25 protein-coding genes are annotated in these 25,349 nt (G+C 39.2%); 1 reads left to right on the top strand and 24 read right to left on the bottom strand.

Annotation, left to right across the window (positions count from 1 at the left end; all coding sequences use genetic code 11):
• Positions 1-6: 6 nt before the first annotated feature.
• The 6 genes from PHN32_01650 to PHN32_01625 form a co-directional block, all read right to left on the bottom strand.
• Positions 7-2,109 carry an acetate--CoA ligase gene (locus PHN32_01650; protein MDD3776302.1) on the bottom strand — a complete coding sequence of 701 codons (2,103 nt, stop codon included), beginning with the start codon at positions 2,107-2,109 and terminating at the stop codon, positions 7-9.
• Between the two features lie 22 nt (positions 2,110-2,131).
• A complete protein-coding gene (gene rpmF, locus PHN32_01645) occupies positions 2,132-2,320 on the bottom strand; it encodes a 50S ribosomal protein L32 (protein MDD3776301.1) in 189 nt (62 codons plus the stop codon).
• A gap of 94 nt (positions 2,321-2,414) precedes the next feature.
• On the bottom strand, positions 2,415-2,873 hold the full coding sequence (locus tag PHN32_01640; GenBank protein MDD3776300.1) for an ATPase: 459 nt from the start codon (positions 2,871-2,873) through the stop codon (positions 2,415-2,417).
• A gap of 17 nt (positions 2,874-2,890) precedes the next feature.
• Positions 2,891-3,385 (bottom strand): pantetheine-phosphate adenylyltransferase, encoded by a 495-nt coding sequence (gene coaD / locus PHN32_01635; protein ID MDD3776299.1) that lies wholly within the window; start codon positions 3,383-3,385, stop codon positions 2,891-2,893.
• Positions 3,386-3,395: 10 nt separating this feature from the next.
• Positions 3,396-3,938 carry a 16S rRNA (guanine(966)-N(2))-methyltransferase RsmD gene (gene rsmD / locus PHN32_01630; protein ID MDD3776298.1) on the bottom strand — a complete coding sequence of 181 codons (543 nt, stop codon included), beginning with the start codon at positions 3,936-3,938 and terminating at the stop codon, positions 3,396-3,398.
• Between the two features lie 21 nt (positions 3,939-3,959).
• Positions 3,960-5,642 carry a DAK2 domain-containing protein gene (locus PHN32_01625; GenBank protein MDD3776297.1) on the bottom strand — a complete coding sequence of 561 codons (1,683 nt, stop codon included), beginning with the start codon at positions 5,640-5,642 and terminating at the stop codon, positions 3,960-3,962.
• Positions 5,643-5,870: 228 nt separating this feature from the next.
• On the opposite strand from PHN32_01625, the gene rpmB reads away from it, so the two are divergent.
• Positions 5,871-6,062: a 50S ribosomal protein L28 gene (gene rpmB / locus PHN32_01620; protein ID MDD3776296.1), complete on the top strand. Its 192-nt coding sequence runs from the start codon at positions 5,871-5,873 to the stop codon at positions 6,060-6,062.
• A 2-nt stretch (positions 6,063-6,064) separates the two neighbouring features.
• Here rpmB and rsmB read toward each other — a convergent pair whose 3' ends face one another.
• From rsmB to pyrR, 18 genes are all read right to left on the bottom strand, one after another.
• Complete coding sequence (rsmB, locus tag PHN32_01615; protein ID MDD3776295.1) at positions 6,065-7,429, bottom strand: 16S rRNA (cytosine(967)-C(5))-methyltransferase RsmB; 1,365 nt, start codon at positions 7,427-7,429, stop codon at positions 6,065-6,067.
• Positions 7,422-8,357 (bottom strand): methionyl-tRNA formyltransferase, encoded by a 936-nt coding sequence (fmt, locus tag PHN32_01610; protein MDD3776294.1) that lies wholly within the window; start codon positions 8,355-8,357, stop codon positions 7,422-7,424. The genes rsmB and fmt overlap by 8 nt, the downstream gene beginning before the upstream one ends.
• A gap of 5 nt (positions 8,358-8,362) precedes the next feature.
• Complete coding sequence (gene def, locus PHN32_01605) at positions 8,363-8,866, bottom strand: peptide deformylase (GenBank protein ID MDD3776293.1); 504 nt, start codon at positions 8,864-8,866, stop codon at positions 8,363-8,365.
• Between the two features lie 15 nt (positions 8,867-8,881).
• Complete coding sequence (gene priA / locus PHN32_01600; protein ID MDD3776292.1) at positions 8,882-11,287, bottom strand: primosomal protein N'; 2,406 nt, start codon at positions 11,285-11,287, stop codon at positions 8,882-8,884.
• Between the two features lie 16 nt (positions 11,288-11,303).
• Positions 11,304-12,509 (bottom strand): methionine adenosyltransferase, encoded by a 1,206-nt coding sequence (gene metK, locus PHN32_01595; GenBank protein MDD3776291.1) that lies wholly within the window; start codon positions 12,507-12,509, stop codon positions 11,304-11,306.
• Between the two features lie 25 nt (positions 12,510-12,534).
• Positions 12,535-13,740, bottom strand: a complete 1,206-nt coding sequence (gene coaBC, locus PHN32_01590; GenBank protein MDD3776290.1) for a bifunctional phosphopantothenoylcysteine decarboxylase/phosphopantothenate--cysteine ligase CoaBC — start codon at positions 13,738-13,740, stop codon at positions 12,535-12,537.
• A 3-nt stretch (positions 13,741-13,743) separates the two neighbouring features.
• Positions 13,744-13,980: a DNA-directed RNA polymerase subunit omega gene (rpoZ, locus tag PHN32_01585; GenBank protein ID MDD3776289.1), complete on the bottom strand. Its 237-nt coding sequence runs from the start codon at positions 13,978-13,980 to the stop codon at positions 13,744-13,746.
• Entirely contained in the window at positions 13,973-14,551 is a 579-nt protein-coding gene (gene gmk, locus PHN32_01580; protein ID MDD3776288.1) for a guanylate kinase, read from the bottom strand. Before gmk ends, rpoZ begins: the two co-directional genes overlap by 8 nt.
• Complete coding sequence (gene mihF, locus PHN32_01575; GenBank protein ID MDD3776287.1) at positions 14,545-14,877, bottom strand: integration host factor, actinobacterial type; 333 nt, start codon at positions 14,875-14,877, stop codon at positions 14,545-14,547. Before mihF ends, gmk begins: the two co-directional genes overlap by 7 nt.
• Before the next feature lie 61 nt (positions 14,878-14,938).
• On the bottom strand, positions 14,939-15,538 hold the full coding sequence (pyrE, locus tag PHN32_01570) for an orotate phosphoribosyltransferase (protein MDD3776286.1): 600 nt from the start codon (positions 15,536-15,538) through the stop codon (positions 14,939-14,941).
• A 1-nt stretch (position 15,539) separates the two neighbouring features.
• Positions 15,540-16,274, bottom strand: coding sequence for an orotidine-5'-phosphate decarboxylase (gene pyrF, locus PHN32_01565; protein MDD3776285.1), 735 nt, complete (start codon positions 16,272-16,274; stop codon positions 15,540-15,542).
• A complete protein-coding gene (locus PHN32_01560) occupies positions 16,271-17,200 on the bottom strand; it encodes a dihydroorotate dehydrogenase (protein MDD3776284.1) in 930 nt (309 codons plus the stop codon). Before PHN32_01560 ends, pyrF begins: the two co-directional genes overlap by 4 nt.
• Positions 17,193-17,978 (bottom strand): dihydroorotate dehydrogenase electron transfer subunit, encoded by a 786-nt coding sequence (locus PHN32_01555; GenBank protein MDD3776283.1) that lies wholly within the window; start codon positions 17,976-17,978, stop codon positions 17,193-17,195. Before PHN32_01555 ends, PHN32_01560 begins: the two co-directional genes overlap by 8 nt.
• Positions 17,975-21,187 (bottom strand): carbamoyl-phosphate synthase large subunit, encoded by a 3,213-nt coding sequence (gene carB, locus PHN32_01550; protein ID MDD3776282.1) that lies wholly within the window; start codon positions 21,185-21,187, stop codon positions 17,975-17,977. The genes PHN32_01555 and carB overlap by 4 nt, the downstream gene beginning before the upstream one ends.
• A gap of 9 nt (positions 21,188-21,196) precedes the next feature.
• Positions 21,197-22,279, bottom strand: coding sequence for a glutamine-hydrolyzing carbamoyl-phosphate synthase small subunit (gene carA / locus PHN32_01545; GenBank protein ID MDD3776281.1), 1,083 nt, complete (start codon positions 22,277-22,279; stop codon positions 21,197-21,199).
• 26 nt (positions 22,280-22,305) lie between these two features.
• Complete coding sequence (locus tag PHN32_01540; protein MDD3776280.1) at positions 22,306-23,595, bottom strand: dihydroorotase; 1,290 nt, start codon at positions 23,593-23,595, stop codon at positions 22,306-22,308.
• 15 nt (positions 23,596-23,610) lie between these two features.
• Positions 23,611-24,543 (bottom strand): aspartate carbamoyltransferase catalytic subunit, encoded by a 933-nt coding sequence (locus PHN32_01535; GenBank protein ID MDD3776279.1) that lies wholly within the window; start codon positions 24,541-24,543, stop codon positions 23,611-23,613.
• A 12-nt stretch (positions 24,544-24,555) separates the two neighbouring features.
• Complete coding sequence (pyrR, locus tag PHN32_01530) at positions 24,556-25,110, bottom strand: bifunctional pyr operon transcriptional regulator/uracil phosphoribosyltransferase PyrR (protein ID MDD3776278.1); 555 nt, start codon at positions 25,108-25,110, stop codon at positions 24,556-24,558.
• Positions 25,111-25,349: the final 239 nt, after the last annotated feature.

The raw sequence follows: 25,349 nt of genomic DNA, 5'->3' as shown, positions 1-25,349 counted from the left end.
TCTCGCCTATTCTATTCTAATTCTCACATCCCCGGCAATGGAGCCCTGGCCTTCGCTCTTAACAAATAGAGGATTAATATCCATCTCCATTATTTCCGGAAAATCCATTACCAGTTGAGATATCTTTAGCAGCACCTCTACGATGCTGTTAATATCTGAAGGAGTTTCTCCTCTGGCTCCCTTTAATAATTTAATGGTTTTTATTTCATTTATCATTTCTTGAGCATCATCTCTGGAAATAGGGGCAATCCTAAAAGATACATCTTTTAGCACTTCCACATATATTCCTCCTAGACCAAACATTATCATGGGCCCGAACTGAGGATCTTTATTGATTCCAATTATAGTTTCCTTTTTTGATTGTACCATTTCCTGTATTAAAACACCTTTAATATCAGCATCCGGCATATATTTCTTTACATTCTCTAGCATCAGTTCAAATTCTTTTTCCAGCTCCTTCTGGTCACTGATTCCAACTTTTATGCCTCCTACATCTGTTTTATGCAGTATGTCAGGAGAAACTATTTTTAATACTAGAGGATAGCCAATCTTTTTAGCTATCATTTTTGCTTCATTTACGTCTGTAGCCAGCTTAGCCTGAGGTATATCAATTCCATATGCTTCCAATACTGTTCTGGCTTCCATTTCTCCCAGCTCCAGCCTGCCTGCTTTCTTACTGGCTAAAAAAAGGTCTTTTACTTTCTTGGTATCCGCTTTAATTTTTTGAATCTTTGGTGTTTTTTTCTTTTTCCAATCACTGTAATCCATCATTATTTTCAGAGTTTCCGCTGCAGTTTCAGGTATTTCATAATTAGGTATTCCATGATCGCGCAGGTACTTAATACCTTTTTGCACCTGTCCGCCACCCATAAAACAGGTAATAACCGGAACTTTAGTACCACTATTATTAATCTCTTCCACTATGGCCTGCGCGGTTTTAAAAGGTTGGGTGGTGGTTTGGGGAGTTAAGATAACTAAAACTGCATCCACGCTTTTATCCTTAAGCACTACCTCCATGGTTTGCTGGTAACGGTCTGCTCCAGCATCTCCCAACACATCTACCGGATTATAGAAGTTTGCCGCTGCTGGCAAGAATTCTTTTAACTTTTCTATGGTCTTTTTTTCCAGAGAAGCTAAAGGTATGCCTATTTCTTCACAAGCGTCCGTAGCCATAATACCTGGCCCACCAGCATTGGTGATTATTACTACATTCTTACCTTTAGGTAGAGGCTGATTGGCTAATGTGTTGGCATATTCAAAAAGATTCTTAATAGTATGGGCCCTTATGATTCCAGATTGTTTGAAAGCTGCTTCATAAGCTTTACCTGAACCGGCCAGAGTTCCTGTATGGGACGAAACTGCCTTGGCACCGGCGCTGGTATTGCCAGACTTTACTACTATTATAGGTTTCTTCTTGGACACTTGTCTGCTTATATCAATAAATTTCCTTCCATCCCTTACTCCTTCCAGGTAAGCAGTAATTACTTTGCAACTGTCGTCTTTTTCCAAATACTGTATGCAGTCGTCTTCAGAAATATCTGCTTTATTACCCAGGGAAACAAACTTAGACATTCCTATATCAGAAAATTTTGCCCAGTCCAACACAGAGGTTCCCAATGCTCCCGATTGTGATATAAAGCTTATGCCTCCTTGATCAGGCAGGGTCGGTGAAAAAGAAGCATCCAGCGGACAGGTGGTATCAATCATTCCCAAACAATTGGGGCCTAATATCCTTATTCCATACTCTTTAGCCTTTTTTACCATATCCATTTCCAGTTTGGCGCCTTCTTTACCAACTTCCTTGAAACCGGCAGAAATAATGATTGCTGCTTTCACATTTTTCTTGGAACAGTCTTCTAAAGTCGAAAGAACGTATTTACCGGGTATTACTACTACTGCCAAGTCAATATCCTGAGGTACATCCAAAATAGATTTATAGCATTTAAGGCCGTGAATTTTATCTGATTTGGGATTTATGGGGAATATTTTCCCTTCATACTTGGAATTAATAACATTGTTTAATATGGTATTCCCTACTTTGCCACTTTCTCTAGAAGCTCCAACCACGGCTATTGAACGGGGACAAAATAAACTATCGAGACTCACCATCTACCTCCATCTAATATTAATTTTATTTTTTTTCTGTTGCCATTTTTATTATTTCTTTGTTATTGTAATAACCACAGCTGCCGCATACCCTATGTGCCAACTTTTTACTGTGGCACCTGGGGCAATCCACCACATTTAAGGGTTTTAGCCTATCGTGGCTTCTGCGCATATCTCTCTTGCTGCTTGTGGTTCTCCTTTTTGGAACCGCCATTATGTACTACCTCCTACTAAGTATAAAATGTTGCAATCTTGTTATAAGCCCAAACAAACATATTACTATACCATAAAATATTAATTATTCAATGTTATTGCTCGGACTTTAAAGTCGCCTTGAACTGTTCTCTACCCTTTTCTACTGCAGATAATAATTTATGGAGAACTGCTTCCAGGTTTGCTAATTTTTCATCTGCATAATCTTCGGCTTCCAATCTAATGGTCCTGGCCTTTGCCTCTACCATTGTCATTATTTCCTCTGCTTTTTTATTGGCATTTTTCAATACTTCAGTTTCGCTTACCAGTACTTGCGCCCTTTCTTCTGCTTCTTTTACTATTCGAACAGACTGCCTCTTTGCTTCCTCTATCATGCCTTCTCTTTCTTTTACTATCCACCTGGCTTGCTTAAGCTCTTCAGGAAGCAGGCTTCTGAGCTCGTCTACCAAATCATAGATTTCATTTTCGTTTATTATGGCATTTGATGAGAATGGTAGTTTTTTGCTTTTTTCCACTAATTCTTCAATTTTGTCTACTATTTCTAAAGTATCCATGTTTACCTCTCCATTATTTATTCAAATAAATTATTTTCAAAACTTTTTGTAATTTCTTCTTCAATTTCTCCCGGGACCAAATCTTTTATGCTTCCCCCCAGGGAAGCTATCTCTTTAACAGCACTGGAACTTAGGTAAGCATATTTTGGATTAGTCATTAAAAACATAGTTTCAACTTCAGGATTAATCTTCTTATTAATCTGTGCCATCTGGAACTCATACTCAAAATCTGAAATAGCCCTCAATCCCTTAACTATAACCCCGGCATTTGCTTTTTTAGCAACATCCACCAATAAACCGTTAAAGGAAACTATTTCCACATTTTTACACTCCCCCAAAGTCCTTTGGACCAATTCCATCCTTTTTGATAATGAATAAAGAGGTTTTTTCTTGGGGTTTTCTGAAACCGCTACTATTAGTTTCTTAAAAATTTTTGAACACCTGATAATAATATCCCGGTGACCTTCCGTAATAGGATCGTAGGTTCCAGGGCATATAGCTATTCTTTCCATAAATAATCCTTTAAATGGTTAAATAAGTAACTTTTTTGTCTCCATAAAGGTATTCCTTTATTATATTAAGTTTTTTTATTTCATGATATATGTTTTTTTTAAAAAAATATTCATAAATCAAAAAAGAATTTTTGTCTATCATTTTTCCTTGAGCAAGAATATCAAAAATCTTTTTCATTTTTGATTCAGCTACACGATAGGGAGGATCTAAAAAAACAATATCCCATATGGGACCCGAATATTTTTTTAAAAAACTCTCTGCCTCAGCTTGGACCACGGAATAGCTGTCTGGCTCCAAGCCCAACAGGGCAATATTTTCCCTTACAAGCTTTACTGCCTGCCAGCTTTGGTCCACAAAACATACCAATTTTGCCTGTCTGCTTAAGCTTTCCAGACCTAAAGATCCGCTGCCGGCAAACAAATCCAAAACCTTTTTTTGTTCAATTTGGGAACCGATTACATTAAATATGCTTTCTTTGACCCTATCCTGTGTGGGCCTAATTTCCAGGCTGGAAGGTACCTTTAGTTTTCTGCCTTTAAACTTACCCGAAATGATCCTAATTTATAATCACCTTTATTCTATTGAGAAGATTACTGGATAAAGAGGTTGCCCGCCCTGATGAAATTCAACCTCCAGGTTTGTAAAATGCTGTTTTACCTTTTCTCTTATGGCATTCATTTCTTCTTTTTTTAAATCTAGGCCTGCATAGAAAGTTATTACTTCTTCCTGGCCTTTAATCATATCCCTTACTAAATCCAGCGTAGCATCTACCAAGTTATCTGATATGACCCTGACCTTGCCATCATTTAAGCCAATATATTCGCCTTTCTTTATTTCTCCTACCAGCAAATTGGCATCTCTTACCGCCTGTGTAATTTCCCCGCTTTTTACTGCCTTAACAGCCTCTGTCATATTAAATACATTTTCATCTATATCCAGGTCCTGGTTGAAACTAAGCACGGAACTTATTCCTTGTACTATAGTTTCAGTTGGTATGATTTCTACTTCTTTTTTAACAATTCTTTTACACTGTTTGGCAGTAGCAATAATATTTTTATTATTAGGCAGTATAATTATGGATTCGGCTTCCATATTATTAATAGCTTTTACCATATCATAGGTAGAAGGATTCATGGTCTGGCCGCCACTGATAATATAATCTACTCCTATGCTTTTAAATATCTCCACCAGCCCTTCCCCATTGGCTACTGCCACCAGAGCTACTTTTTTAATTTGAGGCAGCTTACTTTCACCTTCTATAATTTTAGCCTGCTTGCTTTGCTCCACCATATTATTTATCTGTATTTCATGCAAGCTGCCCTCCCTGATAGCTCTCTTAAGAACTTTGTGGGGGTGATTGGTGTGAACATGAATTTTAACTACCCTTTCATTTCCTACCACCATGGCGCTGTCTCCATAGCTTTCTATGTTGTCCTTAAGCCTCTCCACATTGATGTTTTCACCCTTTACTATAAGTTCAGTACAGTAGGTATATTTAATATCTGCAGATACATTTAACTGGCCCAGCTGCTTGTAGGTTTCCCTGGATGGTAAAGGTTGTTTTCCAGGGGTTTTAAATTTAGCTGCCTTTGATCCTTTATCCTTTAAATTAATGTTTTCATCAACCATATTTAGTTCTTCCATGGCTCTTTTTAGGCCTTGTAGTATGACCAAAATACCTTTGGCACCCGCGTCTACTACATCAGCTTGTTTTAGAACCGGCAACAGATAAGTAGTTCTGGTTACAGATTTTTCAGTTTCTTTTATTAGCTGGTTAAGTAGTTTTTTGTAATTCAGGCCATTCTTATTACCGTTTACCACATCCAGCAAAGCCTGGTGTATATCTTTAATTGTAGTAAGCATGGTACCTTCAGTGGGATTTTGAACTGAACTGTAAGCCATCTCCTTGGAAGAAGCCAGGGCCTGTTTTAGAACTTCTAGATCAATATCTTCCTGCTGCATTATAATGTCAAAAAAACCTTTAAGTATTTGGGATAATATTACCCCTGAGTTACCCCTGGCCCCCATTAAACCGCCAAAGGAGACCGATTCAGAAATATTTTTAAGATTATAGTTTTTAATTTTGTTGATTTCTTCATCTATGGATTTTAAAGTCAATAGCATATTGGTGCCAGTATCCCCATCAGGAACCGGAAATACGTTAAGGTTATTTATTTGCTCCTCATTTTCTGAAAAAGTTTCAATTATAATTGAGATAGTTTTCTTTACTATTTCCGGATTTAACTTTTGAAACATAACTTTTCACCTTTAATAAAATTTAACATTCCTATTATAGGGGATATCCTAACAAATAAGTATACAAAAATATTTAAAAATATTAATCCCCAAATACTGCTATTGACTACTTTTTATTAAAATTGTTTCCTGGAAAAAGAAATAAAATTAGTTTATCTTGCTAATTAAAAAATATAATGCTATATTTCTACCTGTTTTAAATTTGAAAATAATATATCAGGAGTATCAATGTCCGGAAAATGTGATATATGCGGCAAGGGTCCGATGTTTGGTAACAATGTTAGCCATTCACATAAAAAAACCAGAAAAGTTTTTAAACCTAATTTACAGAAAATAAAGGCAGAAATTGACGGTAAGGTTAAAAGAGTAAGCATATGTTCCAGGTGCCTGAAATCAAATAAGGTAAAAAAAGTAATATAAGCCTATCTTTTTACCATCCTGCATACAAACCCGCCTTCACTATTAAAATAATAGGGCATTATTTCCACTCCAGCATCCACAGTTAGATTTGCCATGGAAAGTGGTAAATCCGGTGGAATGTAATATTCCGGAAAAGCAGCCAAGAACTTGTTTATAGTTTGCTGGTTCTCTATTGGAGAGAGAGTGCAGGTATAAAATATTACCTCTCCCCCAGGTTTAACATGTTGAGCAGCTTTGGACAAAATTTTATATGAATTTTGGGCTAATCTCCTTATTTCAGCGTAATCCCTGGCATATTTTGCATCTGGATTTTTAGAGATAGTGCCCCAAGCGCTGCAAGGAGCATCCACAAAAACCTTATCAAAAACTTGCGTCCCTAAACTATCCAGCTTGGTGGCGTCGTCTCTTACTAGGGTAATATTTTCCAGTTTTAACCTTTCAATATTTTCTTCCATCTTAGCTAATTTAGCCTGATTTATATCTATGGCCACTATGCTGCCATCCTGCTTCATAAGCTCTGATGCAAAAATAGATTTTCCGCCAGGGGCGGCACAAAGATCCAATATTTTCTCACCCGGCTTTGGATTAAGGAAATATTTTACTGCTATCTGTGAAGATAAGTCCTGTACAGTCAAATATCCCTCCCTGAATAATTGACTTTCCACTATTTGCCCCAGGGTCATGACCCTGAAATTAATGGAAGCCAGTTCTGGCGGCATCTGTTTTTCTACGCTATCCCTAGGTTCCCTTAAAGATAATTTCTCTATTACTTGTGCCCTTGTTAATACGGAATTAAACCTTATAAAAGTATCAGGATTTTGATTCAAAGATTGCATTATTTTTTCGGCAGTAGCTGTACCATAAGATTGAAACCAATATTCTACCAGCCACAGAGGAAAGGAATACTTTAAACTTAGCTTGTATTCCAACCCAGCTTTTTCCTGGTCAATTAGAAGGTATAAATACTGAATGGGGTTTTTCCAGTTAGCTGCCTTCCTTAAAACTGCATTTACAAACTTAGATGCTCCTACATGTACATACCGCCGGGCTAGTTTTACCGACTCATCAACTATAGAATAAGAGGGCACTTTCTCCAGGAAAAACAATTGGTATAGGCCTAACCGTAGTATGGCAGCCACATTAAGGTCCAATTTTTTTATCTCCCTGTCAGAAACCCGGCTTAAGCCATAGTCTAGAAGCATCCAGTTTCTAACAGTGCCCTTGACCATATTATAGGCCAGATTTTTATCCACTTGTAGCATGCCTGGATCAAGCAGGTTATCTATGAAAAAACCAAGGGGCCTGCCCGTTTCGAAGTATTGCTGTAGTATGTGATAGGCAGCATCTCTGGCTTTGTTTTTACTCAAATCTTTCACCTGGCATTAAATCATAGCCATTTAAGAAATCCTTAAAGTTCATGGCCCTTTTATTTTCAGGTTTCAGCACCTTTATTATTAGTCCTGTATCCTGCCCGCAGCTTACTAAAATACCCCGTTTATCGTCAATGGAGACTACGCTGCCGGGAGTTTGGTCTTTGTACTTGCTGTCAGCCAGTGCTGCCTCTATTAGTTTTATCCGCTTACCCTTTAAAAAAGTAAAACACCCGGGAGAGGGGCTATAAGCCCTAATCATGTTTAAAACATGGCTGGATTTTTTAGCCCAATCTATTTTCAAATCTTGGGTTTCAAACCTTTTAGTATAGGTTGCTTTGCTTTCGTCCTGTTCAAAGGGTGTTAGGTTTTCCTGTTCTATCATACTTAAGGTAGCTTCCAGCAAAGGACATCCCAGCTTAATTAATTTTTTCTTCAAGCTCTGACGGTTATCCAATGGATTAATCCTTAACTTTACCTGGGTAAAAATAGGGCCTGAGTCTAGCTTTAAGGTTACTTCCATAATAGAAACGCCAGTTACATCATCCCCTTTCTTAATAGCCTCAGTAATAGGTGCAGGTCCTCTGTGTAAAGGCAATAATGAAGGGTGGACATTTATACATTTATGGGGAAAAATATCCAGAAAAGACTGAGGCAGTATAATGCCGCAGGATACTATTACCGCCGCTTGAAATTCTTCCCCTTTTATAAAAGCTAATTCCCTTTTTCCAATACTGTTTGCTTCCAATACCCTTATTCCGAGCTCGGCCGCCTTTTTTTTTACCGGATTTGGTAACACTTTCTTGCCCCTGCCCTGAGGGGCATCTGTTGAGGTAACCACCATAACCACATCATGGTATGAGCAGTACAGGGATTCTAAAAAAGGCACTGAGAATTCAGAAGAACCTAAAAAAAGCAATTTCACCGGTTTTATTCCTCCTGCTTTTGTTGGCTGTTATACTCAAATAACAGGTGCCTCTTGGTTTTTTTATCCAGCCTGTCTACAAACAATACTCCATCCAGGTGATCAACTTCATGCTGAAAAACCCGGGCTAAAATGCCTGATGCCTCCAACTCAATTTTTTCACTATTAAGGTTTAGTGCTTTTACCCTTATTTTTTTCTTTCTGGGAACTTCAGCTTTCAGGTGCGGCACACTCAAACATCCTTCTTCTTCCATTTCTATATCTTTATCTATGGTTTCCAATTCAGGGTTAATATAAACCTTAATATCTTCATCTAAATTAATTACAATAACTCTCTTGGATACCCCAATTTGGGGTGCTGCTAAACCTATTCCTTCCTGATACCCAGTATTTATGGAATCTATCATATCTTGGGCTAGAGTTAGTATGCCATCATCTATTTTATCTACAGCCTTACTTTTACCCCTTAATACAGGGTCACCCATAGTTCTAATTTTCCTTACTGCCACTTTTAACCACCTAACTTATAAAATCCATGCCGGATCAACATCAATTATAATTTTATTTTCCACATCTTTCTTTAGTTGCTTCATTTTTTTATTAATACCAACCAAGGTCTGATTAAAAGACTTGGTTTTAATCATAATATGCCATCGGTAATACCCGTTAACCTTACTGAAAGGAGCAGGTGAAGGTCCCAATAGGCTATTGTTAATTGTAAGTATTTTGCTTAATTCTGTAAAGACAGCATAACAATCTTCTTCCACCTTGGACGCATCGATACCTGATATCACAATATTTATAATATGAGTAAAAGGAGGATAATCTAACTCTTTTCTATTTTTTAATTCCTGCTGGTAGAAATAGTGATAGGGTTTTTCCATAAAACATTTTATAACTTCGTGTTGGGGGTTATAAGTTTGGATAATTACCTTGCCGGGTTTATCTTTCCGCCCTGCCCTGCCTGCTACCTGGCTTATTAATTGATATACCCTTTCATTCATATGATAGTCCGGCAGCTCCATCATTGAATCGGTATTAATAATGCCCACTAAGGTCACATCTTCTATATCCAGCCCTTTTGCAATCATCTGGGTACCTAGCAATATGGCAGCTCCCGGTTTTATAAACCGGTTAAGTATTTGCTGATGAGATTTTTTCCCCATGGTTGCATCTGAATCCATCCTTATTACTTGAACTGGCTTAAATCTAAGATTCAGCTGAGTTTCTACCTTCTGTATTCCTGTACCCTTTAGCATCACATTTTTTTGGCCGCACTGGGAACAATGCTGACTGAAATCAAATTCCCTGCCACAATGATGACACTTTAGCAGGTTATCAGCCAGATGGTATTTTAAGGATAGGTTACAGGCAGGACATTTGGGGACATGCCCGCAGGAACCACATATTAAAAAATTACTGTAACCTCTTTTATTTAAAAAAATTATTACCTTATTGCCCTTATTTAGTTCCTCTTTTGCTGATTTATGAAGAGTATTGGATATAATTCTACTGTGGCTTCCAGGTTCCATGCTTTTTAAATCTACTACTTCCTTTATTACCTTTTGATCGGTGGCAGCTTTAACCGGCATAAGCAGCAATTTAAATTCATTATCCCGTTCAGACCTGTATCGCATGGATACAGAAGGAGTGGCGCTGCCAAAAACTATCGGTATCTTAAGTATTTTAGCCAGCTTTAGTGCCACATCCTGAACATTATATCTTACTTGTGAATTTTCCTTATAAGAAGGATCATGCTCTTCATCCACTACTATTAAACCTAAATTTCTAAGAGGTAAAAAAAGAGCAGACCTGGTACCAATAACCACTTCGATTTGCTCCTGGGCAGCCTCCATCCACCTTTCATATCTCTCTGCCGGGCTCATATTGGAATGATAAACAGATACCTTTTCTCCCAGCTCTTGGTTGAACCGGGAAAAGAGCTGCGGAGTGAGGGATATTTCAGGAGTCATTATTAAGACCTGCCTGCCTTGGCCCAAAACTTTTTTGCAAGCCTCTAAATATACCCTGGTTTTACCCGAGCCAGCTACCCCCTGAAGCAAAAATGCCCTGTATTGTTTTTTATCTATAGCTTCAGAAATATTTCTTAGACTTTCTTTCTGGTAATTATTTAAAATATGATTAGGTTTTAGCCCTGGAGGGGTGAAATACTTAAAATCCCTTTTGACCCTCTCTGGGACTATTTCCACGATTCCCTTTTGCTGTAACGACTTTAAGCTGCTATAACCGGCCTTGGAATTTTGAATAAGTTCCGATTTGCTTACCCGGCCCTTTTGTTTTAAGTAACCTATTATTCTTGCCTGAGCTTTATTCCGGTGGCAGCTAGCAGATTGTTCATAAGCAGCCAGCTTTTTTTTATCCAGCCCCACCATTTGCTGGTATTTAAAACCAGCAGGGCTTTTGCTTAACACATAGTCAAGCCTTAACAAGCCTTTTTTTTCCAAATCAAGCAACATCTTGCGTAGCTTTGGCTTGGATTTAAGCTCTTTATCCTGTAATGGAAAACTTAGGCCTGTAGAAGCTAATTCTTCACCTTGGGTAATTGCTGACCATATTTTATCAATTTCTATCTTCTTTCCAGGAGGAGTAAATAAAGCAGCTACGCTAGCTAATGGCTGAACATAATAGAAAGCCATCCAGTATATTAATTTAATTCTAGGAAAGTCAAATATCGGCTCTGCCTCTATTACCCTGTTAATAGCCTTTAGCTGTTTTTGGCTCACGGTTGTAGAATTTTTTAGCTTTACCACATACCCTACTTCCAGCCTTGAACCAAAGGGGACCATAACCATGGTACCTATTTTTAGGCTGCCGGATAAATTATGGGGAATAAAATAATCAAAGGGATGATTTATATCCAGTGCCTTTATCCCTAAGATAACTTCTGCATATTGGTATGTCTTAACCATTTATTAATACTAGGTTTTATTTTATTCCTAGCATACCTTTAATCTGCTCAACCTTGTCCAGTTTTTCCCAGGTAAAATCACGGTCATGTCGGCCAAAGTGACCATAAGAAGCAGTTTTTTTATAAATTGGCCTTAACAGATCCAGATCCCTTATAATGGCTCCCGGCCTTAAGTCAAATATCTCTTGTACTGCTTTTTCAATTTTGGCTACTTCCACCTTTTCAGTGCCAAAAGTTTCCACCATCAAGGATACAGGATGAGATTTTCCAATAGCATATGCTACTTCTATCTCTAGTTTATCAGCTGCTCCGGCAGCTACCAGGTTCTTGGCTACATACCTGGCTGCATAAGCAGCAGAACGGTCTACCTTGGAAGGGTCTTTCCCGGAAAAGGCGCCACCGCCATGCCGGGCTACTCCCCCATAAGTATCCACTATAATTTTTCTACCAGTAACTCCAGTATCACCCATGGGTCCTCCAATAGTGAATTCGCCGGTAGGATTAACCAAAAGCTGGTAGTCCTTGGCCAGAAGTTCCTCTGGTATTATAGGTTTTACTACGAATTCTTTCAGGTCTGGCTTAATCTGGGTTTCAGTATCAATATTGGGGGCATGCTGACTGGAAAGCACAATAGTTTCTACGCTAACCGGTTTTCCATCTTCATATTTGACAGTTACCTGTGACTTTCCGTCCGGTCTCAGATAAGGAAGGATACCAGCCTTTCTTACTTCAGAGAGCCGGTGAGCCAATTTATGGGCTAACATTATGGGTAAAGGCATCAACTCTTCAGTCTCATTACAGGCATAGCCAAACATCATTCCCTGATCTCCAGCACCCTGGTAATCAATCTCATCCTCATAACCATTGCCTAACCGGGCTTCATAAGCTTTGTTTACTCCTTGTGCTATATTGGTGGACTGTCTCCCTATAGATACCACTACTCCACATGTTTCGTAATCAAAACCGTACTTGGCCCTGGTATAGCCAATATCCTTAATAGTTGACCTTACAATATCCGGTATTTCTACATAGGTCTCTGTTGTAACTTCTCCTGCCACAACTACCAAACCTGTTTTAAGCAAGGTCTCTATGGCCGTCCTGCACTTGGGATCATCTACTATTATGGCATCTAGTATGGCATCTGATATCTGGTCTGCCATTTTATCTGGATGACCTTCAGTCACAGATTCTGAAGTAAATAAATAAGTACCCTTCTTTGTCATTTGTGCCCCCTGTTGAATTCTTAAATTATCTTATAAATTTTGTAATTATATGGTCCCATATTCGCCGGGCAATAATCTCTTTTTTGGCTCTTTTTAATATCTTATGCCTATTTCCCTCACTGAGCAGCATAACTTCATTATAGTCGCTGGCCAAACCAATATCCTGTCTTGATATGTCATTAGCTACTATTAAATCTACCTTTTTAGATTTAAATTTTGCTAAAACATCTTCTTCATCCAGACCGCTTTCAGCTGCAAAGCCAACCAATATCTGGCCAGGTTTCTTTTTTTGGGCTAAAAGCTGCAAAATATTCTGGTTTAGCTTAAAACTCAATTTGGATAATATATCATCTTTCTTCTTTAACTTGTAGTTAAATTTTTTAACGGGGATAATATCGCTTACTGCTGCTGACATAATGGTTATATCAGCCTCCTCAAACAATTCCGTAGCCTTTTGGGCCATATCTTCAGAGCTTTCTACCAAAAATGCTTCGACACCATAAGGGGCCATCCTATCAGCACTAGTAATAAGCATAACCCTGTCTGCACCCCTCCTTTTAGCTTCCTGGGCCATAGCGTAGCCCATCTTTCCGCTGGAAGCATTGGAAATAAATCTTACAGCATCAATATATTCTTTGGTACCACCGGCAGTAACCAAAACTTTTTTACCTTTCAGTTGCTGGGAAAAGTTCAACACTTGAACCAGGTTTTCCACTATATTCTCTGGACTATCCATTTTTCCCCAACCCTCTTCTCCACAAGCCAGCCTACCTTTCTGGGGCCCTGCTATAGAATATTTACCTGTTTTTTTTAAGATATCCAAATTAGATTGTATTATGGGCTCCATATACATTTTTTCATTCATGGCTGGAGCTATGATAACGGGCCCATTAAACGCAAGTACAGTAGTAGTAAGGAAATTATCGCATATGCCCTGGGCTAACTTGGATATAGTATTAGCGCTAGCAGGAGCAACAACTATAGCAGCTGCGCTTTGGGCTAAAGACACATGGTCAGTTTTCTGGCTTTTAAATTGACTGCATCTGACTTCATTTCCGCTGATGGCACCGAGAGTGGCAGGACCTAAAAAATAAAGGGAATTTGGAGTCATAACCGGATAAACTATCGCCCCCTCTTTTATTAAAAGGCTGCAAATTTGGGCAGCTTTGTAAGCTGCTATCGATCCCGTAACTCCAAGGATAATTTTTTTTCCTTCAAATATGGAAACCATTGATTATTTGTCAGTTCTAATATAGCTGACAGCCCCTTCTCTAATTTCATTTAAGGCTATTTCCAGCGGATCGCTAGACTCTATATCTACTAAAGGAGGTACTACGTTTATTCTTTCCATATTCCTCTTGGCAGACATATAGTTGCCCAGCTCTCTGGCCCTTTTGGCCACTGCTATGCATAGATTATATTTATTATCAATTTTTTTAATATAGGTATCTATATATGGTACTTCAGTCAATATTTATTCCTCCTCTTTCCTTTAATAGTACATCCTTTAAATTTAATAAAGCTTCATTATAGTTATTATTTACAATTATGCAATCATAGTGACTGGCATACTTTAATTCCTCCTCTGCAACCAGCAGCCTACGGTCTATCTGGTGCTGTTCATCTGTATTTCGATCCAAAAGCCTATTCCTTAACTCCTCCAAACTGCCTGTAGTAATAAATATCATATAGGCATCTTCCATTTTTTTCTTTACCTGCATAGCTCCCTGGACCTCTATTTCCAGTATTACGTTTATCCCTTTTTCCAAATTATTATAGACAAAATCAATAGGCGTGCCGTACAGGTAACCGCAATATTGGGCCCATTCCAGCAATTGTTCTTTCTGTATCAACTCCTGGAACTGAGATTCTGTTATAAATTTATAATGTTTGTTTTTTTCTTCATTATTTCTCATAGGCCTGGTGGTAACCGAAATGGATTTAATGAACCCATCCAATTCCATCAGAGCATCTCTTATCAGGCTGCTTTTCCCGGCTCCAGACGGCCCGGAAATCACAAATACCTTACCCCTGTTTACCATTTATCACCAATCTTAAAATATTCACAAAAACGTTTTTTCTGATTATTTCCCAAGCCTCCGATTTTTTTGGAGGTATTTATTTTTAGTTCACTGGTTAATATATTTTCCGCCCTTATCCTTCCTATCCCCGGCAAAGAGCTAATAAGCTCCAGAGCCTTCATATTGCTTATCACTTGTTGAAAGAATTCTTGGTTTTCAAATACAGCCTTGAGGCTAGTTTTTTCACTTTTTAAATTCTGCTTGAGTTCAGCCCTTTTTTTTCTTATTTCCCTGGCCTTAATTAATCCCTTTTGCCTGGTTTCTTTAGATAAATTATTGAAAGGCATGATAAACAATTCTCCATAACTAGTAATTGTAGTTTTAGCTTATATCCCGCAGAGAAAACCGCTATACTCTACTGCCTGGCGCATCAATTTTAACACCTTCCCGGCATAAGGGGCAATCCTGTGGTAAAAAATTTTCTATACTAAGACTGATAAGAGGGTAATAGGGCACACCAAAATCAACCTTTTGGGAACGATCTACAATCGAGGTAACTGTTAAAATTTTTGCTTTTCTCTCCTGGCATATTTCAATTACCTCTTTAACTGAACCGCCAGTGGTAACCACATCTTCAGCTATAATTACCCTCTGGCCCTCTTTTAGGCTAAAACCTCTCCTCAGCTCCATTTTCTCTGATTTTCTTTCAGTAAAAATCATTTCCCTGTCCATATGATAAGCCATCATATATCCAAACAGAATACCTCCCATAGCCGGGGAAATAACGGTATCTATTTGATTTAAATCAACAGATTTTGCTATCATATTTTTGGCCTCCTCCGCTAATTTAGAGGTAAGGCGCGGATACCTTAGCAATTTTGCACACTGCAGGTAGTACTGGCTGTGATAACCTGAAGTGAGTTTAAAATGTCCTTCTAGTATAGCCCCTGTTTCTCTAAGCATCTCCATAATATCGATACTGGAATTATTGCTTACCACTTTTAACATTTCATAAAACCCTTTCCATGTCCTCAATAATATCATTTATTGCTGATGATACATCATCTTTAGCAGTTATGGAACGGCCTACTACTAAGAAATCAGCGCCGTCCAAAATGGCTTGTCCAGGGGTACTAACCCTCTTCTGGTCACCTTTTTCATCCCGGTCAAGCCTGATACCTGGAGTTACTATATAAAAATCTTGCCCAAACTTTTTTCTCAAATTGGCTACCTCCCGGGGCGAGCACACTATTCCGTCAATTCCTGAAGCTAAAGACATCTTTACCAGATGCTCTACCATATCCATATAGCTGCGTTTAATACCCATATTCAATAAATCATCATCATCGAGGCTGGTTAATATGGTCACCCCCAGCAGTAAGGGAGGCATCTGAAATGCCCTGGCAGCAGAATCTGCTAAAGTTGATTTAGCCTCGGCAATCATTTTAGGACCTCCCAGGGTATGGGCAGTAACGGCAAAAGGAGCCAGTCCGGCAATAGCCCTGCAGGCCCCGGAAACAGTATTGGGAATATCCATAAGTTTAGCATCCAACATAATATCGTAGCCAAAACTTCTTACCGTGTCTAGAATATCCAGGCCTTGGCTATAGATAAGCTCCAATCCAATCTTAACCTTTTTAATCTTATTATCGATTTTTTGACAAATCTCAATAACTTGCTGCCTGGTAGGGACATCAATGCTTACTATTAAACGTTCATATGGCTCCAGTTTCCTGTTCATCATCTAAAAGCCTTTCCTATTATGTAATTTATATCATCAATATTTTTATTAACCAGATAATCGGTAATACCATTAATTATATTTTTTCCCGCATTATAATCGATAAAATTAACAGTGCCTATTCCAATAGCAGACGCACCTGCAATTAAAAACTCCAAAGCATCCCTGTAATCAAAAATACCCCCCATACCAATAACCGGAATTATTTCCTGGCGACATAATTCCAGCACCTTGGCCAGGGCAATCGGTTTAATGGCAGGACCGGAAAGACCACCAGTAATATTTCCCAGCCGCGGCCGGAAAGTATCTATGTCAAAAGCAGTGCCTACTATTGTATTTATGAGGGAAACAGCGTCTGCCTCTCCCTGCCTGGCTGCCAGGGCCTGCTCCCTTAGATCCCCTACATTGGGGCTTAGTTTCACTATAAGGGGAATGTCCAAAAATTTTTTAACCCTTAAGGTTATATCTTTTATATCCCCGGGATAACTACAAAAAGCCATCCCACCCTTATCCACATTGGGGCAGGAAAGGTTTAGCTCTAAGGCTAATAGTTTATCTTGAATTCCTGCTATCAATTCTGCAATCATTTCAAATTCTTCCCTGCTTTCCCCAAAAATACTAAGAATTGCGTTTATATTAAGATTACTAATGGCAGGGAGATCGTTTTCTAGAAAACTGTTTATACCCGGGTTCTGCAGACCTATGGAATTCAAGATTCCGCCAGTGGTCTCAAATATCCGGGGAGGATGATTCCCCGGTTTAGGGTTTAGGGAAAAACTTTTAGTAGTTACTGCCCCCAAAACACTTGTATCGTAAAAATTTGAATATTCTATGCCAGAACCAAATGTCCCGGAGCAGGTTACTACTGGATTCTGCAACACCAGGTTACCCAGCCTTACTTTTAAGTTAGGGGTTTTCTGCTCAGTCAAAAACTACCTCCATTAGATTAAAGGCAGGGCCATCGCTGCATACTTTTTTATAAGTAAACCTATCTTCACCCTGTTTTATCTTTACCGCACAACCTGCACATACCCCTACCCCACAGGCCATCCATTCCTCAAGGATAGCTACGGTTTTGCCTTGCCTGAAACTTAATTTATCCTGCAAAGCCTTAAGCATTGGCTTGGGTCCACAGCAATATATATCATAATTATCAAAATTACCGATATCGGTCAGCCCGTCTACTACCTGTCCGGTATGCGCCCAATTTTCCTGTTCGCAATAAATACGGTAATTTATATTAAGCCTCATTATATCCCTTTCAATCAGCCTATAGCTCTGGTCTTTAAACCCTGCAACTATATGTACCTCCCTGGACTGGTTTACGCATTGCCTGGCTATAAAAAACAGGGGAGCTATTCCAATTCCTCCCCCTATAAGCAGCACTTTGTTATTTTCTAGCTCTACAGGTTGCCCTAAGGGACCGCAAAAATCAATAACATCCCCTTTTACTAAGCCTGACAGGTACTTGGTACCTTTGCCTTTTAACTGGTATAAAATGGTGACTACATTGAAATCATTTTCCATATCATATATGGCAAAAGGCCTTCTCAGTAATGGATCGTATTGCTTTGGTTCCGCGCATTTAATATTAATAAACTGGCCTAATTTGCTGTTTTTGCACAGGTAGGGAGAAAAAATATCAATTTTATATAAATCTTCACCAATTTTATTATTGTTTACTATTTCGCCGCTTGATGATTTCATTCATAGTCCTGTATAGCTTTAACTTTTAAATTACTGTTATTCCTTAATTCCCTGATACCCTGCACTACAGCAGACGCACCGGATATGGTAGTTATGGAAGGCACGTTATGAAGTACTGCTGCCGTACGGAGATAATATCCATCACTCCTGGCAGAACTTCCTTCCGGAGTATTGATAATCAGGTCAACCTCTCCATTCTTTATCAGGTCCAAAACATTGGGCCTTCCTTCCCTTATCTTTAGTACTGAATCACATTTTATGGACTGACCCTCTAAAAACTCCCCGGTTCCCTTGGTAGTGATTATTTTAAAATTTAGTTCCATAAAAGCACGGGCAATTTCCGCTATCTGCTCTTTATCTTTATCGCTAACGCTTATGAATACTGTACCCCTAACCGGAAATTTCTGGTTAGCAGCAATTTGTGATTTAGCAAATGCTATGCCAAAGCTGGGGTCTATGCCCATAACTTCACCAGTAGATTTCATCTCAGGGCCTAATATAGTATCAATACCAGGAAAACGGTTAAAAGGCATTACTGCCTCCTTTATGCTGAAGTAATTCAACCTGGTAGAGTCCTTTCGGTTAAAATCCTGTTCTTTTAAACTTTTACCAGTCATAACCCTGGAAGCAATTTTGGCTAAAGGTATATTTATTGACTTACTGATAAAGGGAACAGTGCGTGAAGCCCTGGGGTTAGCCTCCAGTACAAAAACCTTGGAATTCTTTATGGCATACTGTATATTGATAAGTCCCCTTACCTTCAGCTTTTTTGCAATCTGATAGGTATATTTTCGTAAAGCATCAATATTATCTGCACTTAGGGTAAAAGGAGGAATTACACAGGCACTATCTCCGGAATGTATTCCTGCCTCTTCAATATGCTCCATGATGCCCCCTATATATATTTCCTGGCCATCATATACAGCATCTACATCCACTTCAATGGCTCTTTCTAAAAATTTATCAACCAGGATAGGCCTATCGGGGGAAACCAGGGCTGCATCCCGTACATAATTAGTTAGGGATTGCTGGTCATATACTATACTCATAGCCCTACCACCCAACACGTAAGAGGGCCTTACCAATACCGGATAACCGATACGGTTGGCAATATCTACAGCCTGCTCAATATTTAATGCAGTACCATTATCAGGTTGGGGGATATCCAGTTCGGAAAGCATGGCCCCAAATCTTTTTCTATCTTCAGCCAAATCTATGCTGTCCGGTGATGTTCCCAGTATATTGACCCCTGCCTGCTGCAGCCTTAAAGCTAACTTTAGAGGAGTTTGGCCCCCAAATTGTACTATAACTCCCACAGGCTTTTCAGCTTCTATTATATTCATTACGTCTTCAAAGGTTAAAGGCTCAAAATAGAGGCGGTCCGAGGTATCATAATCAGTGCTCACCGTCTCCGGATTGCAATTAATCATAATAGTCTCATAGCCATCTTCATGGAGGGCAAAAGATGCATGTACACAGCAATAATCAAATTCTATTCCCTGGCCAATTCTATTGGGACCGCTGCCCAGTATTATAATTTTCTGCTTAGAAGAAGATTTTACTTCATCTTCCTGCTCGTAGGTAGAGTAATAATAGGGGGTATAGGCTTCAAATTCTGCAGCACAGGTATCAACAGTCTTAAAGGTAGTGTTTATGTTCCATTTTTTCCTTAAAGCCCGTACCTTGTCCTCGGTAGAATTGCACATATATGCAATCTGCGTATCTGAGTATCCCATTCTCTTGGCTTGGTTTAATTGATCCTGGCTTATCTGGTTTAATTTCTTACCGTTAAAATCTTTTTCAAAGTCAACCAATTGTTTTATATTGTTTAAAAACCAAGGGTCGATCTTGGTGTAATCAAAAATTTCTTCCACCGTTTTACCAATTTCCAAAGCATACTTTATATAGAAAATACGGTCTTGGTTAGGTACCGCCAATTTATCATGAAGTAATTCCTTATCTATGGAATCATAACCATCAGCTCCCAAACCATAGCGGTCTATCTCTAGGGACCTGATTGATTTTTGTAAAGCTTCTTTAAAAGTTCTTCCAATAGACATTACCTCCCCTACCGATTTCATTCTAGTAGTTAGAGTAGGATCAGTGCCTGGAAATTTTTCAAAAGCCCATCGGGGAAACTTTACTACGACATAATCAATAGCTGGCTCAAAACAAGCCGGGGTTTCCCTGGTTATATCATTGGGTATCTCGTCCAGGGTATAGCCAATAGCCAACTTGGCCGCAATTTTAGCAATAGGGAAGCCGGTAGCCTTGGAAGCCAGAGCGCTGCTCCTGGAAACCCTGGGATTCATCTCTATTACCGCCATTTTCCCATTTTCGGGATCCACAGCAAACTGGATATTTGATCCTCCAGTTTCCACCCCGATTTCTCTCATTATTTTTATAGCAGCATTACGCATACCCTGATATTCGCTATCGGTTAGTGTTTGGGCTGGAGCTACGGTTATGCTGTCACCGGTATGGACCCCCATGGGATCAAAGTTTTCAATAGAGCAGATTATAACTACATTATCTGCTTTGTCCCTCATTACCTCCAGCTCAAACTCTTTCCAGCCTGCCACTGATTTTTCAATTAGAACCCTGTTTACAGGAGACAAGTCTAACCCCCTTACCACTACTTCGGTAAACTCGTCCTTATTAAAAGCTACTCCTCCCCCCAAACCGCCTAAAGTAAAGCTAGGCCTCACTACCAAGGGATACTTGAGTTCTTCTCCAAACCTAATAGCTTCTTCCAGGCTGTGAGCATATCCGCTGGGGGGTACATAAAGACCAATATTGTTCATGGCCTGTTTAAATAATTCCCTATCTTCGGCTTTGTTTATAACATCGGCATTAGCACCCAGAAGCTCTACCCCATATTGTTTTAATACTCCGGAATTATCCAGCGAAACTGCTATATTCAAGCCGGTTTGGCCTCCCAAGGTAGGCAATAAAGCATCCGGCCTTTCCTTCTTGATAACCTTGGTAACAAAATCTGGGGTTAAAGGCTCTATGTAGGTCTTATCAGCAAAATCAGGGTCAGTCATGATAGTAGCAGGATTGCTGTTTATCAGTACTACCTTATAGCCTTCTTCTTTTAAAACCTTGCATCCCTGAGTGCCGGAATAATCGAACTCACAAGCTTGTCCAATAATTATCGGACCGGAACCTATTATTAATATCTTTTTTAAATCTTTCCTTTTGGGCATATATTCATCCTATCTAAAATTATCTATTAACTTTACAAAACAATCAAAAATATAACTATTATCATGAGGACCAGGGCCCGCCTCCGGATGATGCTGTACGCTAAAGGCAGCCAGATCCGGATATTCAATCCCCTCTATGGTATTATCATTTAAGTTTATATGGGTTAATTTATATTTAACACCCTTCATCTGGCTTAAAGAAGCCTCATCCAGGGCAAAACCATGGTTCTGGGTCGTAATTTCCACTCTATTGGTCCTTAGGTTCTTGACCGGATGATTACCGCCATGATGTCCAAATTTTAGCTTATAGGTTTTAGCTCCCAAGGTCAGGCCTAACAATTGATGGCCAAGGCATATTCCAAATATAGGCAGCTTTCCTATTAAAGATTTGATCTGGGAAGTGGCATACTCTACAGCCGCAGGATCGCCGGGACCATTGGAAAGCAGTACCCCATCCGGTTTTTGTTTTAAGATGTATTCAGCTTTGGTGTCTGCTGGAACTACAGTTATGTAAAAGCCTGCTCCGGCAAGCCCTCTTAAAATATTTAATTTCACTCCATAATCAACAGCAATTATCTTATATTTATAATCTTTTTTATCAGGCTGGTATATATAAGGTTGTTTACAGGTTACCAAATCCACCAGGTTTCTGCCCTCAATAGGAGGAAAAATATCTAGCTTTTTTTGCAAATGGGTCCTACTTTCAGTCTCCGTAGTGATAAGGCCTTTCATGGCGCCCCGCTGTCTTATATGGCGGGTAATTTTCCTGGTATCAACTTCTGATATTGCCACTATACTATTTTCCATCAAATACTGCTGCAGGCTTTTTTCTGCCCTCCAATTACTGTAAGCATCCATATATTCCCTAACTATAAAACCTTTAACCTGCAGACGATTAGACTCAACATCCTCATGATTTACGCCATAATTTCCTATCTGTGGATAAGTCATATTAACTATCTGTTCGCAGTATGAGGGATCAGTTAATATTTCCTGGTAACCGGTCATTGAGGTATTAAACACTACCTCGCCAATAGTTTCCCCCGGGCAGCCAAAACTCCTGCCCTCAAATACCATTCCGTCTTCCAACATTAAAATTGCTTTTTTGCTCAATTAAATCACTCTCTTATATAAGATAGATTGCCATTGTTAATAGTATAAAGGACTTCTCCCTTAAGATTATGGCCAATAAAAGGGCAATTATTACTTTTGGAGTAAAAATTGGGTCCTACTTTTCCCTCTTTTTTTGTATCTATTACTACCAGGTTGGCAGCAATACCGGTTTCAATCGGAACAGGGTCTAAACCTAAAATACTGGAAGGTCCGGAAGTATATAGTTTTAGCAAATCCAGTAAATCCATTTTTTGTTCAGCGCACAATTTACTATAAGCAGCCTTAAACGAAGTTTCCATTCCTATGACCCCAAAGGCAGCGTCTTTCATTGTTGTATTCTTTTCTGCATTTAAATGAGGTGCATGGTCACTGGCAATAGCATCAATGGTGCCATCCTTAACCCCTTCTATTAAGGCTTCCCTGTCTTCGGGACCCCTTAGGGGAGGCTTAACTTTTAAGTTTGGGTTGAAACTGCCCAGACTGCTATGCTCAAAATAAAGGTGGTGTGGAGTTACGTCACAGGTTACCTGAATTTTATTCATTTTAGCCTCCCTAATCATCTCCACTGTACCCGCTGTACTTACATGGGTTATATGTATCCGTGCCCCTGTTTTAGCGGCCAGCATTAAATCCCTGGCTATTACCAGCTCCTCGCTTAAAGCAGATATACCTTCCAGGCCATATTTATTAGCATAGTAGCCTTCATGAACCAGTCCTTCCGCTGAAAATTGATAATCTTCCTCATGGAGTATAAGCAGCGCTTTCAATTGTTGGGCATAGCGCATTATTTCAAACATTAATCTAGAATCCTGTACGCACTTACCGTCATCGGAGAAAGCTGCTGCTCCGCTCCCCAGGAGAAGCCCCATTTCGGTTATTTCCTTACCTTCCAGACCTTTAGTCATGGCAGCTACCGGTAAAAGGTTAAAATCATTGATCTTAGCCTGACTGGCAATATATTTTACCAGGTATGGGCAATCTAGAGCTGGCATAGTATTAGGCATGCATGCTATGGTGGTAAAACCTCCCGCCAAGGCTGATTTGATTCCGCTGATTATATCCTCTTCCCGGTCATCCCCGGGATCCCGTAAATGTACATGCATGTCTATTAATGACGGGCTTACTGTCAGGCCTTTGGCTTCAATTATCCTTACCTTTCCACTGCTTTCAATACTATCAGCCACCTCTGCTATCAGGCCCTTACTTATAAATATATCGGATTTAAATTTCTTATTCCGGTAAGGGTCTATTACTTCAGCATTTTTGACAAGAATATCTGGCTTTTTTATTTCCAATTTATAATAACCTGCCTAACTTAATATTAAATATAATAAGGCCATCCTCACTGCTACCCCGCAGGTCACCTGCTGCTGAATCATAATTTTGCTGTTTCCTTTGGAGCCCGTTAATTTTTCCATAATTTCTTCACTTATTTCTGTTCCCCTGTTAACAGGTCCCGGGTGCATTACTATGGATTCTTTCTTCATCCTTCCAAGTCTTTCCAAATTTAAACCCAGAAAACGGTTATATTCATTAACGGAAGGATATAATTTTCTACCCTGTCTTTCTACCTGCATTCTAAGCATATATACTATATCCGCCTCTTCGATTACCTCATCTATGGTAGAGGCTAATTTAGCTTCCGTAATCGATGCATCTTCCGGAAGAAACATACTGGGAGCCACAATAGTCACATCCATTCCCATTTTTTTAAATAACCACACATTAGAACGGGCTACCCTGCTATTGAGATAATCTCCCACTATGGCTATTTTTAGTCCATTGTATCGGTCAAAATGCTTATATATAGTATATAAATCCAGCAAAGCCTGTGATGGATGCTGATGTTTGCCATCCCCGGCATTTATGATGGGTATGTCAGTTTTTTGAGCCAGAAAATTAAGTACTCCGCTATGGGCATGCCTGATAATTAATAGGTTTACCTTCATAGCAGTAATAGTGTTTATGGTGTCAGTTATGGATTCTCCCTTTTTTAAGCTGCTGGTAGAAGAAGTAAAAGTAATAAGGTCCGCACTCAGCCTTTTAGCTGCTATCTCAAAGGAATTCTTGGTCCTGGTACTTGGTTCAAAAAAGACGGTAGCTATGGTTTTACCCCTCAATGCCGGTACCTTTTTAACTTTCCGGTCCAATACTTCCATAAAAGAGCTGGCGTTTTTTAGGACCAGCTCTATATCCCCTTTATTCAAATCTTCTATACTGAGTAAACTTCTCCCTGTTAGCACAAAACACCTTTTCTATTGGTTATCACATATGGTTACTTTGTCCACGCCATCAGTTTCCTCTAACCTAACCTCTATCAATTCATGGATAGAAGTAGGTATGTTTTTACCTACATAATCAGCTCTTATAGGCAGCTCCCTGTGTCCCCTATCTATAAGCACTACCAGCTGGATGGTTCGCGGCCGGCCCAAATCTATGATGGCGTCCATGGCGGCCCTGATAGTTCTCCCTGTAAATAATACATCGTCGACCAGTATTATGTCTTTATCTTTTAAGTCAAACGGTATATCCGTTATACTTATATCTGGTTTTAGGGTTTGCCCTATATCATCCCTGTAAAAAGTAATATCCAATTTGCCCACTGGTATGGTCGTTTTTTCAAAGTTTTTTACATTTTCTGCTATCCTGTAAGCTATGGGGATACCCCTTTTTTGTATCCCCACTAGCACTAAATTCTGGCAGCCTTTATTCCTTTCCAGGATTTCATGAGAAATTCTTTTTAGTACCCTCTCAATATCCTGGGATCCTAATATTAATGCTTTTTCCTTCATATGCACCTCTGGAGACATAAAAAAACCTTCCCGCCAAAGGAGCAAGAAGGTATTACTGATTGAATTATATGTAATCTTTTTTTCACGTCTTCCCTTTTAGTCTCTCTGGACTATTTTAAAGGTTTATAAAATTTCTTTTATACTATATGAAATTTTAGCCAAAAAAACAAGAAGCAAATTATAATAACTATAAAATCTTTGGTATAATTAAGTCCGCTTTTCTTTTGCTATGTCGCTGTCAAGGCTGCGGTGCCATC

This window comes from Actinomycetota bacterium, assembly GCA_028698215.1.
Classification (GTDB): domain Bacteria; phylum Actinomycetota; class Humimicrobiia; order Humimicrobiales; family Humimicrobiaceae; genus Halolacustris.
This window is presented reverse-complemented; position numbering and strand designations above follow the sequence as displayed.

Bases quoted from the DNA above. Each gene is read 5' to 3' on its own strand.
- PHN32_01650 (MDD3776302.1), bottom strand. From the start codon at position 2,109: ATGGTGAGTCTCGATAGTTTATTTTGTCCCCGTTCAATAGCCGTGGTT.
- rpmF (MDD3776301.1), bottom strand. From the start codon at position 2,320: ATGGCGGTTCCAAAAAGGAGAACCACAAGCAGCAAGAGAGATATGCGC.
- PHN32_01640 (MDD3776300.1), bottom strand. From the start codon at position 2,873: ATGGATACTTTAGAAATAGTAGACAAAATTGAAGAATTAGTGGAAAAA.
- coaD (MDD3776299.1), bottom strand. From the start codon at position 3,385: ATGGAAAGAATAGCTATATGCCCTGGAACCTACGATCCTATTACGGAA.
- PHN32_01625 (MDD3776297.1), bottom strand. From the start codon at position 5,642: ATGTTTCAAAAGTTAAATCCGGAAATAGTAAAGAAAACTATCTCAATT.
- rpmB (MDD3776296.1), top strand. From the start codon at position 5,871: ATGTCCGGAAAATGTGATATATGCGGCAAGGGTCCGATGTTTGGTAAC.
- priA (MDD3776292.1), bottom strand. From the start codon at position 11,287: ATGGTTAAGACATACCAATATGCAGAAGTTATCTTAGGGATAAAGGCA.
- metK (MDD3776291.1), bottom strand. From the start codon at position 12,509: ATGACAAAGAAGGGTACTTATTTATTTACTTCAGAATCTGTGACTGAA.
- coaBC (MDD3776290.1), bottom strand. From the start codon at position 13,740: ATGGTTTCCATATTTGAAGGAAAAAAAATTATCCTTGGAGTTACGGGA.
- gmk (MDD3776288.1), bottom strand. From the start codon at position 14,551: ATGGTAAACAGGGGTAAGGTATTTGTGATTTCCGGGCCGTCTGGAGCC.
- mihF (MDD3776287.1), bottom strand. From the start codon at position 14,877: ATGCCTTTCAATAATTTATCTAAAGAAACCAGGCAAAAGGGATTAATT.
- pyrE (MDD3776286.1), bottom strand. From the start codon at position 15,538: ATGTTAAAAGTGGTAAGCAATAATTCCAGTATCGATATTATGGAGATG.
- pyrF (MDD3776285.1), bottom strand. From the start codon at position 16,274: ATGATGAACAGGAAACTGGAGCCATATGAACGTTTAATAGTAAGCATT.
- PHN32_01555 (MDD3776283.1), bottom strand. From the start codon at position 17,978: ATGAAATCATCAAGCGGCGAAATAGTAAACAATAATAAAATTGGTGAA.
- carB (MDD3776282.1), bottom strand. From the start codon at position 21,187: ATGCCCAAAAGGAAAGATTTAAAAAAGATATTAATAATAGGTTCCGGT.
- carA (MDD3776281.1), bottom strand. From the start codon at position 22,279: ATGTTGGAAGACGGAATGGTATTTGAGGGCAGGAGTTTTGGCTGCCCG.
- pyrR (MDD3776278.1), bottom strand. From the start codon at position 25,110: ATGTCTCCAGAGGTGCATATGAAGGAAAAAGCATTAATATTAGGATCC.